Annotated in this window: 11 protein-coding genes and 3 pseudogenes; 8 read left to right on the forward strand and 6 right to left on the reverse strand. The window is 59.1% G+C overall.

The window, feature by feature from the left end; translation table 11 throughout:
• The gene (locus NPS46_RS23025) at nt 1-1,152 is read right to left on the reverse strand and encodes an efflux RND transporter periplasmic adaptor subunit (RefSeq protein ID WP_274111326.1); all 1,152 of its coding nucleotides are present in this window, start codon (nt 1,150-1,152) and stop codon (nt 1-3) included.
• A 154-nt stretch (nt 1,153-1,306) separates the two neighbouring features.
• Between NPS46_RS23025 and NPS46_RS23030 the strand changes: the two genes are divergently transcribed.
• Together NPS46_RS23030 and NPS46_RS23035 are read left to right on the forward strand one after the other, a co-directional pair.
• Nucleotides 1,307-2,008 (forward strand): response regulator transcription factor, encoded by a 702-nt coding sequence (locus tag NPS46_RS23030; RefSeq protein WP_274111328.1) that lies wholly within the window; start codon nt 1,307-1,309, stop codon nt 2,006-2,008.
• Between the two features lie 4 nt (nt 2,009-2,012).
• Nucleotides 2,013-3,320 (forward strand): ATP-binding protein, encoded by a 1,308-nt coding sequence (locus NPS46_RS23035; protein ID WP_274111330.1) that lies wholly within the window; start codon nt 2,013-2,015, stop codon nt 3,318-3,320.
• Nucleotides 3,321-3,373: 53 nt separating this feature from the next.
• Here the strand turns inward: NPS46_RS23035 and rarD are convergent, their stop codons facing one another.
• The gene (rarD, locus tag NPS46_RS23040; protein WP_274111332.1) at nt 3,374-4,267 is read right to left on the reverse strand and encodes an EamA family transporter RarD; all 894 of its coding nucleotides are present in this window, start codon (nt 4,265-4,267) and stop codon (nt 3,374-3,376) included.
• Between the two features lie 115 nt (nt 4,268-4,382).
• The gene (locus NPS46_RS23045; protein ID WP_274111334.1) at nt 4,383-5,693 is read right to left on the reverse strand and encodes an MFS transporter; all 1,311 of its coding nucleotides are present in this window, start codon (nt 5,691-5,693) and stop codon (nt 4,383-4,385) included.
• 184 nt (nt 5,694-5,877) lie between these two features.
• On the opposite strand from NPS46_RS23045, the gene NPS46_RS23050 reads away from it, so the two are divergent.
• From NPS46_RS23050 to pssA, 3 genes are all read left to right on the forward strand, one after another.
• Nucleotides 5,878-6,993, forward strand: a complete 1,116-nt coding sequence (locus NPS46_RS23050) for a sugar diacid recognition domain-containing protein (protein WP_274111336.1) — start codon at nt 5,878-5,880, stop codon at nt 6,991-6,993.
• 91 nt (nt 6,994-7,084) lie between these two features.
• Nucleotides 7,085-8,224 carry a glycerate kinase gene (locus tag NPS46_RS23055; RefSeq protein WP_274111338.1) on the forward strand — a complete coding sequence of 380 codons (1,140 nt, stop codon included), beginning with the start codon at nt 7,085-7,087 and terminating at the stop codon, nt 8,222-8,224.
• Between the two features lie 57 nt (nt 8,225-8,281).
• Nucleotides 8,282-9,631 (forward strand): CDP-diacylglycerol--serine O-phosphatidyltransferase, encoded by a 1,350-nt coding sequence (pssA, locus tag NPS46_RS23060; protein ID WP_274111340.1) that lies wholly within the window; start codon nt 8,282-8,284, stop codon nt 9,629-9,631.
• Here pssA and NPS46_RS23065 read toward each other — a convergent pair.
• Nucleotides 9,616-10,092, reverse strand: a pseudogene (locus NPS46_RS23065) (MFS transporter); the annotation flags it as partial. The gene pssA and the pseudogene NPS46_RS23065 overlap by 16 nt on opposite strands.
• A 366-nt stretch (nt 10,093-10,458) precedes the next feature.
• On the opposite strand from NPS46_RS23065, the gene NPS46_RS23070 reads away from it, so the two are divergent.
• Both NPS46_RS23070 and NPS46_RS23075 read left to right on the forward strand, forming a co-directional pair.
• Nucleotides 10,459-11,448: a YopT-type cysteine protease domain-containing protein gene (locus NPS46_RS23070; protein ID WP_274111342.1), complete on the forward strand. Its 990-nt coding sequence runs from the start codon at nt 10,459-10,461 to the stop codon at nt 11,446-11,448.
• Nucleotides 11,449-11,799: 351 nt separating this feature from the next.
• Nucleotides 11,800-12,537, forward strand: coding sequence for a YopT-type cysteine protease domain-containing protein (locus NPS46_RS23075; RefSeq protein ID WP_274111344.1), 738 nt, complete (start codon nt 11,800-11,802; stop codon nt 12,535-12,537).
• A gap of 31 nt (nt 12,538-12,568) precedes the next feature.
• Here NPS46_RS23075 and NPS46_RS25520 read toward each other — a convergent pair.
• A pseudogene (locus NPS46_RS25520) lies at nt 12,569-12,658 on the reverse strand (hypothetical protein); the annotation flags it as partial.
• A gap of 665 nt (nt 12,659-13,323) precedes the next feature.
• On the opposite strand from NPS46_RS25520, the gene NPS46_RS23080 reads away from it, so the two are divergent.
• Nucleotides 13,324-13,986: a YopT-type cysteine protease domain-containing protein gene (locus tag NPS46_RS23080; protein ID WP_274111346.1), complete on the forward strand. Its 663-nt coding sequence runs from the start codon at nt 13,324-13,326 to the stop codon at nt 13,984-13,986.
• A gap of 12 nt (nt 13,987-13,998) precedes the next feature.
• Here NPS46_RS23080 and NPS46_RS25525 read toward each other — a convergent pair.
• Nucleotides 13,999-14,087, reverse strand: a pseudogene (locus NPS46_RS25525) (hypothetical protein); the annotation flags it as partial.
• Nucleotides 14,088-14,548: the final 461 nt, after the last annotated feature.

Below are 14,548 nucleotides of genomic sequence, written 5' to 3' on the forward strand. Positions count from 1 at the left end.
TCAGCGAGCCTCTGTCTGGGCGAGGGGAGCGTCGTTATCGACCTGCACCTGCTCGCCAGGACGGGCATGTTGCAGGCCTTCGATCACGATCCGGTCACCGGCCTGCAGGCCACTGTTGACGATCCAGCGATCGTCCTGGACAGCGCCCAGTTCGACGGGTTGCTGATGCACCCGCTCCTCGGCATCGACCACCAGCACCTGGGCGACCCCGGCGCTGTCGCGCAGGACCGCGCGCTGGGGAATGCTCAGGCCCTGGCGATTGACGGCCTGCTCCAGGCGCACACGCACAAAGCTGCCGGGCAGCAGGTCGAGGTCGGGGTTGGGGAATTCACTGCGCAGGATGATCTGCCCGGTGCTGGGGTCGACACTGATATCGGTAAACAGCAGCTTGCCCGGTCGCGGGTAGGCGCTGCCATCGTCCTGGATCAGTGTGGCCCGGGCCTGGTCCTGGCCTACCTGCTGCAACTGGCCGGCACGCAGGGCCCGCCGTAGTTCGTTGAGCTCGCGGGTGGATTGGGTCAGGTCGGCATGGATCGGGTCCAGTTGCTGGATCACCGCCAGCGCCGTGGTCTCGCCCTGGCCGACCAGTGCGCCTTCGGTGACCAGTGCCCGGCCGATACGCCCGGAAATCGGCGCGGTAACGGTGGCATAGCCCAGGTTGAGCTTGGCGCGCTTGACTGCCGCCTGGTTGGCCGCGACATCCGCCGCCGTTTGCAGGGCATTGGCCCGAGCGTTGTCGTACTCCTGGTGGCTGATCGCATTGATCTCAATCAGCGCCTGGTAGCGTTCGTTCTGCAACTTGGCCTGGAAGGCGTTGGCCTGGGCCTTGCTCAACGCCGCCTGGGCACTGTCCAGATCAGCCTGGAACGGTGCCGGGTCGATGCGAAACAGCACATCGCCGCGCTTGACGTCGCTGCCTTCGCGAAAAGCCCGCTGCAGCACGACGCCGGCAACGCGGGCGCGGACTTCGGCGATCCGTGGCGCGGCAATGCGCCCACTCAACTCGCTATTGATCGTCAGCGCCCGGGGTTGCAGGGTTTCGACCCGAACCTTGGGCAGCGGTGCCGATTCCTCGGCACTGGAAGATCGGTCGCAACCGGCGAGGGTCAGTGCCAGCAGGCCAAGGCTAAGCGCAGCAAACAACTTATTCATAGGACAGTCCCAATTATGACCCGGGCATCCTAAGGCGCGCGACTACATAGCGCTGTGAAGCTCTGTAGGGGCTCTGTGAAAAAGTGTGAAGCTTGCGGGCGTGCTGTACCGGGGGCGTATATCCTTTGTGGTTTTTCCGGTCCGTAACTTTCCTATGCCCACCATTCTCCTGGTCGAAGACGACTGCGCCCTGGCCGAACTGATTGCCAGCTATCTGGAACGTAATGGCTATCAAGTCAGCGTGATCGCCCGGGGCGACCAGGTACGCGAACGGGCCCGGCTCGACCCGCCGGACCTGGTGATTCTCGACTTGATGCTGCCCGGACTCGATGGCCTGCAGGTCTGCCGCCTGTTGCGGGCCGATTCGGCCACGCTGCCGATCCTGATGCTCACCGCCCGCGATGACAGTCACGACCAGGTGCTGGGCCTGGAAATGGGCGCCGACGACTACGTGACCAAACCCTGCGAGCCGCGGGTCCTGTTGGCCCGGGTGCGGACCCTGTTGCGGCGCAGCAGCCTGAGTGAACCGCAGATGGCCAGCGATCAGATCCTGGTCGGCAACCTGCGCATCGATCTTTCGGAGCGTACGGTGACCTGGCGCGACCAGCCGGTCGAGCTGTCCAGTGGCGAGTACAATCTGCTGGTCGTCCTCGCCCGGCATGCCGGCGAGGTCTTGAGCCGCGACCAGATCCTGCAGCGCCTGCGCGGTATCGAGTTCAATGGCACCGACCGCTCGGTGGATGTGGCGATCTCCAAACTGCGGCGCAAGTTCGACGACAGTGCCGGCGAGGCGCGCAAAATCAAGACCGTCTGGGGCAAGGGCTACCTGTTCAGCCGTAGCGAGTGGGAATACTGAGTCGATGTTCAAGATCCTGATTCGCCTGTACCTGGTGACCATTGTCAGTTTCAGCGCGGCGATCTATCTGGTTCCGGAACTGGTGATCGGCCTGTTTCACGAGCGGGTCACGGACTTTAACGTCAACCAGTCCCGTGGCCTGCAAAACCTGCTGGTCCGCCAATTCAAGAGTGTCCCGGCCGAGAGCTGGCCGAGCCTGGCCATGGAACTGGACAGGCTGTTCAGCCCGCAACGGGTGGCGCTGGTCAAGCTCGATGATGCGGATCTAAGCCCCGCCGAGCAGGAACGCCTGCGGTGCGGGCAGCCGGTGGTGCGGATCGGCGACTGGGGGCTCTGGACCCTCGTGGCGGCGCCCCTGAACGATGAATACGCGGTAGAGATCGTGGTGCCGCCCGATCCGCTGGATATCAACCTGCTGTACTGGAGCATCAACGTGCTGATCGGCGCTGTGATGCTCGGTTGCCTGCTGTTCTGGCTGCGCCCGCACTGGCGGGACCTGGAGCGGCTCAAGCACACCGCCGGGTTGATCGGCCAGGGGCATCTGGGCGAACGGACCCGGATCTCGCCACGCTCGAATATCGGCGAACTGGCCCATGTCTTCGACACCATGGCCCGGGATATCGAGCACTTGCTCAACCAGCAGCGGGACCTGCTCAATGCGGTTTCCCATGAGCTGCGCACCCCCCTGACCCGCCTGGACTTCGGCCTGGCCCTGGCCTTGTCTGACGATTTGCCGCCGGCCAACCGGGAGCGCCTGCAGGGGCTGGTGCAGCATATTCGCGAGCTCGACGAGCTGGTGCTCGAACTGCTGTCCTACAGTCGCCTGCAAGACCCGGCCCGTCAGCCGGAGCGGGTGGTGGTCGCGCTGGACGAATTTGTCGACAGCATCCTGGGCAGTTTCGATGAGGCCCTGGAAGCGCCGGATATCGTACTCGATGTGCTGTTGCAGGGGCCGCTGGAGCGCTTTGCCCTGGACCCGCGCCTGACCGCGCGGGCGGTGCAAAACCTGCTGCGCAATGCCGTGCGCTATTGCGAGCGGCATGTGCAGGTGGGGGTCAAGGTCACCGCCCAGGGTTGCGAGCTGTGGGTCGACGATGACGGTATCGGCATTCCCGAACCTCAGCGTGAACTGGTGTTCGAGCCGTTCTACCGGCTTGATCGCAGCCGTGATCGTGCCACGGGCGGCTTTGGCCTGGGCCTGGCGATCAGTCGCCGGGCAGTCCATGCCCAGGGTGGGCGGTTGACGGTAGAGGCCTCACCGCTGGGCGGGGCGCGCTTGCGTATCTGGTTGCCCACCGAGGGCTCTCTGTAACCTTGGCGACAGGCGTGCGCTGATTGCTTCTGCACCCAGCGCTGGCTAACGCTCTACACCCACCGGCGCTTGCGCTGGCCGAGCAAATGCCTGGCGCCTTCCAGCACCAACACCGCCACGGCCAGCCAGATCGGCAGATAGGTCAGCCATTCGCCGGGCCCGATGCTTTCCCCAAGCAGCAAGGCTACACCGACCAGCAACACCGGCTCGACATAACTGAGCAAGCCGAACAGGCTGAAGGCCAGTAATCGGCTGGCGAGGATGTAGCAGATCAGCGCCGAGGCGCTGATCACCCCCAGCAACGGGATCAGCCCATACAGCGCCGGGGTGTGCTGCACGACCGCCAGGCCGCCCTGGGGCCCGTGCAGGGCGAACCACCAGGCTGCCGGCAACAGCAACACCATGTCCAGCCAGAGCCCGCCGAGATGGTCGGTGCCGCAGCGCCGGCGCAGGACGAAGTAGATCGGATAACCGATGGCCACCACCAGGGTCGCCCAGGAAAAGCTGCCGACCCGGTACAGCTCGTTCAATACACCGCAACAGGCGAGCAGGGCGGCGACGGTCTGCAGGCGTGACAGGCGCTCGCCATAGACCAGGCGCCCGGTCAGCACCATGGTCAACGGCAGCAGGAAATACCCCAGGGACACATCCAGGCTACGGCCGTTGAGCGGCGCCCACATAAACAGCCAGAGCTGCACGCCGACCAGCAGCGAGGACAACAGCAAACCAGCGACCAGCCAGGGCTGTGAGCGCAGCCGCTGGAAGATCCCGACGATCAGCTTCCAGTCGCCACTGAACGCCATGAACAGCGTCATGCAGGGCAGCGTCAGCAACATGCGCCAGCCAAAAATCTCTTCGCCATCAAGGGGCTTGAGCAGGGAAGTGAAGTAATACATGACGCCGAATAGCACCGACGCCATTACCGAGAGAACAATACCTTTGGACACAACAGCCTCGTGCAAGCACATGGAATCAGCAGGGGGGCCATCAGCTTGAGGCCCCGGGCCGTTTCAGGCAAACCCATTCATGCGCCATAACGCGGCAGTGTCGGTAAAACGCACCTCAAGTGCGCAAAGTGCGGGTCATGCGCAACGCCAACAGGCTACCGCCGACGATCACTGCTGCCAGCACATACAGGGCGGCGTCGGTGGAGCCGGTGCTGTCCTTGATCCAGCCGACCAGGTAGGGGCTGAGGAAGCCGGCCATCTGGCCCATGGAGTTGATCAACGCCAGGCCGCCTGCCGCCGCGCCGGCACTGAGCATGGCGGTGGGGACTGGCCAGAACATCGGCAGGCCGGTGAGGGCGCCCATGGTGGCGAGGGTCAGGCCGAGAATGGCGATGGCCGGGTTAGCGGCAAAGTTGACCGCGATCAACAGGCCGACGGCGCCCATCAGCATGGGCACGACCAAGTGCCAGCGGCGCTCCTTGCGCAAGTCGGCCGAGCGGCCGACCAGCAGCATAAAGACCGCGGCCAGCAGATAGGGAATGGCGCTGATCCAGCCAATCACCAGGTTATCGTTGAAGCCCAGGCTCTTGATGATCGAAGGCAACCAGAAATTGATCGCGTAGACACCGCTCTGGATACAAAAATAGATCAGGCCGAAGGCCCAGATGGCCGGGTTCTTGAACACGGCCAGTAGGGAGTCGCTGACGGTTTTCGGCTTGTTCGCGGCATCTTCGGCCTGATCGGCCTCCAGTACGGCACGGTCCCGCGCGCTCAGCCACTGGGCGCTGGCAAACGTGTCGCTGAGCAGAAAGAACGCGAGGGCGCCGAGCAGTACGGTCGGGACGCCCTGCAACAGGAACATCCACTGCCAGCCGGCCAGGCCACCCTGGCCCGCGGCGAAGTGATTGAGGATCCAGCCGGAGAACGGTCCGCCCAACAGGCCGGAAACCGGGATGGCCGACATGAACAGCGCCATGATCCGCCCACGCCGGAAGGTCGGGAACCACTGCGAGAGATACAGCACCACGCCCGGGAAGAAGCCGGCTTCCGCCGCACCGGTAAACAGGCGCAGGGTATAGAACTGGGTTGGCGTGGTGACGAACAGCAGGCAGGCCGACAGCGTGCCCCAGGTCACCATCATCAGCGCGATCCAGCGCCGAGGCCCGAAGCGAGTCAGGGCCAGGTTGCTGGGCACGCCGCACAGCACATAGCCGATAAAGAAGATCCCGGCGCCGAGGCCGTAGACCGTTTCGCTGAACTTCAGCGCGTCGAGCATCTGCAGCTTGGCGAAGCCGACGTTGACGCGATCGAGGTAATTGAACAGATAGCAGATAAAGATAAAGGGGATCAGGCGCAGAGTGATGCGCTTGTAAACGGCGTTTTTATCGTCATCGGTGGCCTGGGGCAAAGCGGCGCTCTGTGACATATCGGTCTCTCTTTATTATGTTTTTTCGCGATGCGCAGGTAACGTTGACCTGCCCGCAAAGTCTCGACCACGCAAGGGGCCCACGTCTTTGTGCTACTGCACAGAGGTTATCCAGACAGCCTGTGCGACTGAACAATTGATCGGCGAATCGTTCGTTGGACGTCGCCCGCAAGGATTGATCCCTATGTTCGAACTCGATCATGACCTGGCCCAGCATATCGTCGACCGGGCGATGGCGATCCTGCCCTACAACGTCAATGTCATGGACAGCCAGGGCTTGATTCTAGGCAGTGGCGAGAAAGAGCGTATCAATACGCGCCATGAAGGCGCCCAACTGGTCCTGGCCAACGCCCGCGTCGTGGAAATCGACGCCCAGGCGGCCAAATGCCTGAAAGGCGTGCAGCCAGGGATCAATCTGCCGCTATTGCTGGATCAGCGCCTGATCGGCGTGCTGGGCCTCACCGGTGAGCCGGACCAATTGCGCACCTATGCCGAACTGGTCCGCATGACCGCCGAGATGCTGGTCGGCCAGCGCCATCAACAGGCTGAGCAGCAATGGCGCCGGCAACGCAGTGAAGACCTGCTGGCACTGCTGCTCAGCGAGGCCGGCGACGCCCCACGGCTGCTGGACGAGGCCCAGCAGATGGGGCTCAAGCCGCAGTTGGCGCGCGTGCCTTATCTGTTCGAGCTGGGCGAGGGCCAGAGTGCCGAGGCCTTGAGTGCCTGGCTGTTGTCGCGCTACCCGGACAGTTGGTGTGTCAGCCCAGCCAAGCTGTCGCTGCTCTGGTGTCGCCCGGCGGCGCTGGCTATGGATGACCTGCGCCTGCTGGGCAAGCTCGATGGCCTGGGCTGGACGATCCTGCGGGTCGCCGTCGGTGGCCAGGCCGAAGGACTGGCCGGGCTGCGCCGCTGTTATCGGCGGGTGGGGGATTTGCTCGCCTATGGCCGCGATGTATTGCCGCGCAGCCGCTTGCTGACACTGAACCGCTACCGGCTGCCGGTCATGCTGTGGCGTCACCGCAACGAGGATGCCCTGCAGGAGTTGCTCAACCCGCTGCGCAAAGTCATGGCCAAGGACACTAATGGTCTGTTGATCAGCACCTTGCGCAGTTGGTGCGAGCACGATGGGCAGAGCCAGGCTTGTGCGGAGGCCCTGGGCATCCATCGCAACAGCCTGCGCTATCGAATGGAGCGGATTGCCGAGTTGAGCGGCGTCGATCCTGTGCGCCTGGACGGCATGCTGGCCCTCTATCTCGGCGTGCAATTGCTGCCGGACGCCGCCACGGCTTTGTCGACATGAACAAAAAAGCCGGCGCCCGCTTGTGCAGTGGACAGGCGTCAAGCGCCCGGGCAACTGGCAGCATAGCGGCATAAGAACTGGAGATTGGCCCATGAAAATCGTTATCGCCCCTGACTCGTTCAAGGACAGCCTGGCCGCGAGCGCCGTGGCCCGCAGCATTGCCACCGGGCTGGCCAGTGTCTGGCCGCACGCGCAGCTGATCGAGTGCCCGATGGCCGATGGCGGCGAAGGCACTGTCGAAGCAATTCTGCTGGCGGCCGAGGGTGAGCAACGCAGTAGCCCGGTGCAGGGGCCACTGGGGGAAACGGTGGAGGCGCAATGGGGCTGGTTGCCGGCCAGCCGCACAGCGATTATCGAAATGGCCGAGGCCAGTGGCCTGCAACGGGTAGCGCTGGCGCAGCGCGATGCCTGCATCAGCAGCACCTTCGGTACCGGCGAGCTGATTCGGGCCGCGCTGGACCTGGGCGCCGAACGGATCATCCTGGCCATTGGCGGCAGTGCCACCAACGATGCCGGGGCCGGCGCCTTGCAGGCCCTTGGCCTGGGCCTGTTCGATGCTCAGGAGAGGATTCTGGCGCCGGGAGGCGCAGCTCTGGCGGGCCTGGCCCGCCTGGACCTGAGCGGGCTCGATCCACGCCTGGCCGGGGTGCAGTTCGAGATTGCCGCCGATGTCGATAATCCGCTGTGCGGGCCCCAGGGCGCTTCGGCGATTTTCGGTCCGCAAAAGGGCGCCTCGCCGGCCCAGGTCGAGCAGTTGGATCAAGCCCTGGCCCATTTTGCCTGGCACTGCGCGCAAACCCTGGGCAAGGATCTGCAGGATGAGCCGGGCAGCGGCGCGGCGGGCGGCCTGGGATTTGCCGCCAAGGCCTTTTTCGGTGCGCAGTTTCGTCCTGGAGTGGAAGTGGTTGGGGAACTGGTCGACCTGGCTGGCAAAGTGCGCGGCGCCGACCTGGTGATCACCGGCGAAGGGCGGTTCGATGCCCAGACCCTGCGCGGCAAGACGCCCCTGGGCGTGGCTCGGATCGCCCGTCAACAGGGCGTCCCGGTGATTGTGCTGGCCGGGACCCTGGGCGAGGGTTATGAGCAGTTGTACCCGCACGGCATCGATGCGGCCTTTGCCTTGGTGTCCGGGCCGATGAGCCTGGCCCAGGCCTGTAGCGAGGCGCCGGCGCTACTGGCCGCGCGGGCGCGGGATATTGCGCGGGTCTGGCAACTGGGTGCCAGGCGCTGATCGCCGACAAAATCGTGTAAGCTGCGCGGCCCTGTGTATTCGACCCAAGCGAGCCCCATGCCGTCGTTCTTCAAACGCGCTCTGTTGCCCGAACTTCGTGGCTTTGCTCTGCAACCTGCGGACCTGACCGTACTGGACGGCGCCGCGCAGTATCGCCAGCGCCTGCTGGAGATGATCGCCCAGGCCCGCCGGCGTATCACCCTGGTTGCGCTGTACCTGCAACAGGATGAAGCCGGCCAGGAAGTCCTCGATGCGCTGCATGCGGCCAAGGCCGCCAGGCCCGAGCTGCAGATCGTCGTACTGGTCGATTGGCTGCGGGCCCAGCGCGGGTTGATCGGCGCGGGCAAACAGCCGGGTAACGCGGCCTGGTATCAGGCCCAGAGCCAGGCCTACGGCCCGGACTGCGAAGTGCCGATCTACGGCGTGCCAGTGCAGACCCGCGAATTGTTCGGCGTGCTGCACCTCAAGGGCTTTGTGATCGATGACTGCGTGGTCTATAGCGGCGCTAGCCTGAACAACGTCTACCTGCACAAATTCGACAAGTACCGTTTCGATCGTTATCACCTGTTGCAGTGCCCGGCGCTGGCCGATTCGATGCAGCGCCTGGTCGAAGAACAGTTGATCCACACCCCCGCAGTACACCGGCTCGACGTGCCTGTGCTGCCGAGCACCCGCAGCCTGCGCGCAGCCATTGGCGACCTGCGCAACCGGCTCAAGCGCGCCGCCTATGACACCAGCATGGCGCCAGGCCAGGCGCCGGGGTTGAGCGTCTGCCCGATCCTGGGGGTGGGCAAGAGCAATCCGCTGAGCCGGGTGATCTGCGAGCTGATCGAGGGCAGCCGCGAGCAACTGACGATCTGTACGCCGTACTTCAACCTGCCGCAGCCGGTCAGTCGGGCGCTCAACAGGGCCCTGGCCCGTGGCGTGAAGATCGACATCATCGTCGGCGACAAGACCGCCAATGACTTCTTTATCCCGCCCAGCGAACCCTTCCGGATTATCGCGGCCTTGCCGTACCTGTATGAAATCAGCCTGCGGCGGTTTGCCAAGCGGCACCAGAAGGTGATCGACAGCGGCCAGTTGAACCTGCACCTGTGGCACCACGGCGACAACAGCTACCACCTCAAGGGCATGTGGGTCGATCAGCGCTACACCTTGCTGACCGGCAACAACCTCAACCCGCGGGCTTTCCGGCTCGACCTGGAAAACGCCTTGCTGCTCGACGACCCGCGTGGCGAATGGCTGGCACCGCGCGAAGCCGAGTTGCGCAGGATCATGGAACACACCCGGCGCATTGATGACTTCCGCAATCTGCAAACCCTAGCGGATTACCCTCCAGCGGTGGCCAAGTTTCTGCGTCGGGTCAGCCGGGTGCGCATCGAACGCCTGCTCTACCGGATTCTCTGAGCCGGCCAGAGCGCCACCAGCAAGAGCAGGAAGGCCGCGACCAGGTAGGGCAAACGCGGTTCGACAGCGTAGATCAGCGTCCCGGCCAGCGGGCCGATGACCACCCCCAGGCCCTGTACCGCGCCCACGGTGCCTGCCGTGGCACCCTGTTCGGCGGCGTCCACCGAGTTGGCCGCCAGGGCGGCAAAGGCCGGGAAGATCCAGCCCATGCCAGCAGCGGAAACAAAAAAACACAGCCACAGCAGTTCCCGGGTATCGGCGAACATCGCACCGGCGAACCCAGTCGCCGCCACCAGGGCGCCGATCAGCGCAAAACCCACCATGGTCAGGGAAATCCCGGCGGCCTGGGCTGCTTGCGCGGGCGCCAGGCCCAGTCGGTCAAGGGCATAGAAACCCACGGTGATCTGTGCAATGGACACGCAGATCATGGCCACAAAGGCCACTGCCAGCGGCCGGCGCAGGTGATGCTTGCGCTACAGCACCACAAACGCCAGCAGCCACAATAAGGCCACGACATATTCTACGTACAGGAACAAGGTCGTAAGCGTTTGTACGGCTTCTGTTGCTGGCTGTGATCTTCGCGAAATATCCAAGCCAAGACTTGATACAGAAGTGCGACTCCTTTCACTAAGATATACCGCTGAATGTGCGGTTTGGCGGCGGTAGTAAGAAGCTGCTGTTAATTCTTTCGCGCATTTTTTATCAATGCGAACGCATCATAATTATAAAAAAAACCTCTCTATTGTTACAGCTTAAGCTCTATGTCTGGGCTAGAGTTTTCGCATCGAAAGCCTAGGCTTACAAATTCTGAAAGGGAGGTCTAGTTTATGCTTGTGGAATTCAGTACACATCAAAGTCCCGCTCTGTTGTCTCTGGCGAACAGCAAGTTGGGATCTAAATTAAACGGGCATAGCGTGAAATTCGTGAATGGCGACAGACATGCCACACAGCAAATTCTCCATCAAGCGCCGTCGAATTCGTTGAAGGCGCTTATGCTAAGCGGCCGTGAGATTACGTTCGCGAACTCTACTGCAGCACTGGCGCCATTGGGTAAGAAGCCGGACCCACTGAATAGGATGTTGACCTCGGACAACAAGGAAAATCCCGGTGATCTGGCCGCTCACTTAATACCTACCATTAGTGGAGAGGCGCTTGAAGAGACGCGCGTTGCGATTAATGCTGTTCGAAGGTCAATAGATGAATATGGTGGCGAGGTTGTCTTTAAATTCTCCCAAGCAAAAGGGGCGTTCTATAAGCAGATTGCTATGCACTCAGCCACTCAGCCTGGGGCCTGCAAAGCGTTATGTGACCACTGGATGGCATGCCATGCAAACGCTCTGAGTTTATTTGACGGGCTCTATGTGGGTGGGCAGAAAGGCCAATTTAATATCGATATACTGGTGTCAATTAAGCAGTTGCAAATTGATCAGACGATAATTAATTCGTTGAATTCACAAATCACTATTGCGAACGAGTGGCTGGCAAGCTATGGCCTTAAGTCGAACTCTAACTATCCCGATTTTAAGGAAGTAGGGGGCGACGCAGTAGATGTGCTCCTGGGTTGTACGGCTGACAAAGGGTGCTACAAATTAATGTTTCTACAGTGGGACCATGGCAAGCAAGGGCATGTCGTGAGTACATATACTGCAGAGGGTGGTGAAGTTCGTTTCTTTGACCCCAATTACGGCGACTTTAAATTTCCAACACTCCTCACATTCAGGGAGTGGTTGACGCTCGAACTTTGGCCGCGCGCATATGATGATGAATCAATGAGTATAGGGACTCTTAGTTATACAGTCACCTCTACTAAACACTAACAGCTCTTTAGCTTTCAGTGAGTAGCAAAAATAATGCGGAAATGGAAGTTATAGTTCATGTATGTGGAGCCCAGTACAAATCAATATCCCGCGTCGCCGCCTTCAACACTCGTAGAGGCCGCAGAAGCTAAATTAAACGGGCATAGCGTTAAATTCGTGAATAGCGACAGCCATACTACACAGCAAATTCTCCATCAAGCGCCGTCGAATCCGTTGAAGACGCTTAGGCTAAGCGGCCGTGAGATTACGTTCGCGAATTGTACAGCAGCACTGAACCTATGGGAGGAGATACCGGAACCAGTGAAGAGGAAACCGGACCCAGTGAATGGGAAACCGGCCCCACTGAATAGGATGTTGACCTCGGACAACAAGGAAAATCCCTGTGATCTGCCCGCTCACTCAATACCTACCATTAGTGAAGATAAGCTCAAAAGGATGCTCGTTGATATTAATCGTATTCGAAGCTCGGCAGCGGAATATGGTGGCGGGGTTGTTTTTAAATTCGCCCAATCAAAAGGGGCGTTCTATAAGCAGATTGCTATGCACTCAGCCACTCAGTATGGAGTCTGCAAAGCATTATGTGACCACTGGATGGCCTGCCATGCAAACGGTCTGAGTTTGTTTGACGGACTCTATATGGATGGGCAGAAAGGCCAATTCAATATCGATATGCTGGTGTCAATTAAACAGCTGCACATTGACGCGTTGACGGCGGCGGTGGTGGCTATGGATTTTTCTCAGCTACTTTGTGTTTCGAACGAGTGGTTGACAAGGCACGGCCTTAAACTTCGCCGTGTTCCGCCCGAGACTAAGGATGCAAGGGACGATGTAGGGCGTGTGTTTATGGATTGCATAACTGGCAGAGGGCGGTACCAATCAATCGTGATGGCTGGTGGGGGGGGGCTTAAGCATGTCGTGGCTACGTATACAGCGAAGAATGGTGAAATTCGTTTCTTTGATCCCAATTACGGCGATTTTATCTTTTTAACACACGGCACTTTCAAGAGGTGGTTCGAAGAGCAATTTTGGCCGCGCTCTCATTATCAATATAATGAGATAACAGCTATTACTTGTAAGCGCAGACACTGACTTTCGTGGCGCCTGCGAGTGTGGAGACGGCTCAGTCGCATTGGTGGGGAGCAGTGGGCAGAATCCAGTTCAAGACCAGCGCACAGATCCCGCCAGTTGCCACGCCGGTCTCCAGCACATTGAGCGTCGTGAACCTTTGTACGGTTTCTATTGCTGGTAGCGCCCTTTGCGAGATGTCCACGCCACGCCTTGATACAGGCGTGCGACTCCTTTCATTAAAACATGCGGGTGAATGAGCGTTTTGACCGCGATAGTCGGGCGCTATTGTTGATTTCTTACGCGTTTTCTAGACCAGCATCATAAACATAAAAAATATTCTGTTTTTTTACAACTCAAGCCCTGCCTCTGAATTAGAGTTATTCAACATAAATATCAGCTTTGCAAACGTTAGCTTTCCTTTTAACGGATCCGGCCAAAACAAATAGGATAGAGAGGTCATAGTTTATGAAGGTGGGATGCAGCACAAATCAATCCTCTGCTTTGACGCCACTAGCACCCGGGGATAATGCGGGGCCAGAATTAAATGGGCGTGACGTTAAGCTCGTGAGCTCCTGCGAAAATGACATGCAACAATTTCTCCGTCGAGTGAGTTCCCATACAACCTGGTTTCCCTCGATACTAAGCAATCGTGAGGTTGAGTTCGCGAGTCCCATAAATCCAATCCAGCGATTGTTCCAACAAATAATATGGAGACTGACCTCGGACAACAAGGAACCCCCCTGCAACCTTGCAACCCCCTCAATAGCTATTAGTGAGGTTGTCTCGCCTCGGCTTAGTGCTACTCAAATGTCAGAGCTTAAAGCTATTAGAGTGACAACAAAGAAATATGGTGGAGAGGTCGTCTTTAAGTTTTCGCAACAAAAAGGCGCATTTAAAGAACAGCTGATTATGCACGCAGGCACTCGGGAGGGTGCCTGCAAAGCATTATGTGACCATTGGATGGCCTGCCATGCAAATGGCCTGAATTTGTTTGATGGGCTCTATGTAAACGGGAAAAAAGGCCAATTTAATAATGCCATGCTAGCATCCATTAAACAGTCGACTATTGATACGTTTGGCAGAGGCGTTGAAAACCAACTCAATGCTTCGGACAACTGGCTAGCAAAAAATGGCCTTGGGCTGGTTGAAACGAGTGTTAATACTGCAAAGAGAACGCTTCCGCTGTGCATAATTGACAGGGAGCATTATACAGCTATTTTCTTTTGTCAGCGTCGCGGTGGGCATGTCGCGGTTACGTATACAGCTGGGAATGGTGAGGTTCGTTTCTTTGACCCCAACTTCGGTGATTTCAAATTTCCAACTTACAGCGCTTTCAAGAGTTGGTTCGAAGTCGATTTTTTGCCGCTCTCTACTTATAAGTATGAGCAGATGATAACAATGAGTTATACGACCAGCCATGCTTTTTTGTTGCAAATAAAAGCAGGCGCTCACTTTCGCGGCGCCCGCTAGTTGGAGGACGGTTCAGTCGCGTTGGGGAGCAGTGGGCAGAAACCAGTTCAAGACCAGCGCACAAATCCCGCCGGTGCCACGCCGGTCTCCAGCACATTGCGCGTCGTGAACCTTTGTACGGTTTCTATTGCTCGTAGCGACCTTTACGAGATGTCCACGCCACGCCTTGATACGGGCGTGCGATTCCTTTCATTAAAGCATGCGTGAGTGAGCGTTTTGACCGCGATAATCGGGCACTATTGTTGATTTCTTGCGCGTTTTTTAGATCAGTTTCATAAACATAAAAAAATAGTCTGTTTTTTTACAATTCAAGCCCCGTCTCTGGATTTAGAGTTATTCCAAATACAATTTCAGTTTTGCAAATTTTAGCTTTCCTTTTTAAAGGCTGGCCAAAAACAGGATAGAGAGGTCTTAGTTTATGATTGTGCAAGGCAGCATAAATCAATATTCCACTTTGCCGCCATCAATGCCCGGGGATACCGCGGGACTAAATAGGCATGGCGTTGAATTTATAAAATCTGATAAACATCTAATACGGCAATTTCTCCATCGAGCGAGCAAC

It is taken from the genome of Pseudomonas putida (assembly GCF_028682395.1).
Lineage (GTDB): Bacteria > Pseudomonadota > Gammaproteobacteria > Pseudomonadales > Pseudomonadaceae > Aquipseudomonas > Aquipseudomonas putida_AB.

What these genes read in the sequence shown, in the direction of transcription:
- NPS46_RS23030 (WP_274111328.1), top strand. Translation starts at nt 1,307, where the DNA reads ATGCCCACCATTCTCCTGGTCGAAGACGACTGCGCCCTGGCCGAACTG.
- NPS46_RS23070 (WP_274111342.1), top strand. Translation starts at nt 10,459, where the DNA reads ATGCTTGTGGAATTCAGTACACATCAAAGTCCCGCTCTGTTGTCTCTG.
- pssA (WP_274111340.1), top strand. Translation starts at nt 8,282, where the DNA reads ATGCCGTCGTTCTTCAAACGCGCTCTGTTGCCCGAACTTCGTGGCTTT.
- NPS46_RS23080 (WP_274111346.1), top strand. Translation starts at nt 13,324, where the DNA reads ATGTCAGAGCTTAAAGCTATTAGAGTGACAACAAAGAAATATGGTGGA.
- NPS46_RS23035 (WP_274111330.1), top strand. Translation starts at nt 2,013, where the DNA reads ATGTTCAAGATCCTGATTCGCCTGTACCTGGTGACCATTGTCAGTTTC.
- NPS46_RS23050 (WP_274111336.1), top strand. Translation starts at nt 5,878, where the DNA reads ATGTTCGAACTCGATCATGACCTGGCCCAGCATATCGTCGACCGGGCG.
- NPS46_RS23055 (WP_274111338.1), top strand. Translation starts at nt 7,085, where the DNA reads ATGAAAATCGTTATCGCCCCTGACTCGTTCAAGGACAGCCTGGCCGCG.
- NPS46_RS23045 (WP_274111334.1), bottom strand. Translation starts at nt 5,693, where the DNA reads ATGTCACAGAGCGCCGCTTTGCCCCAGGCCACCGATGACGATAAAAAC.
- NPS46_RS23075 (WP_274111344.1), top strand. Translation starts at nt 11,800, where the DNA reads ATGTTGACCTCGGACAACAAGGAAAATCCCTGTGATCTGCCCGCTCAC.
- NPS46_RS23025 (WP_274111326.1), bottom strand. Translation starts at nt 1,152, where the DNA reads ATGAATAAGTTGTTTGCTGCGCTTAGCCTTGGCCTGCTGGCACTGACC.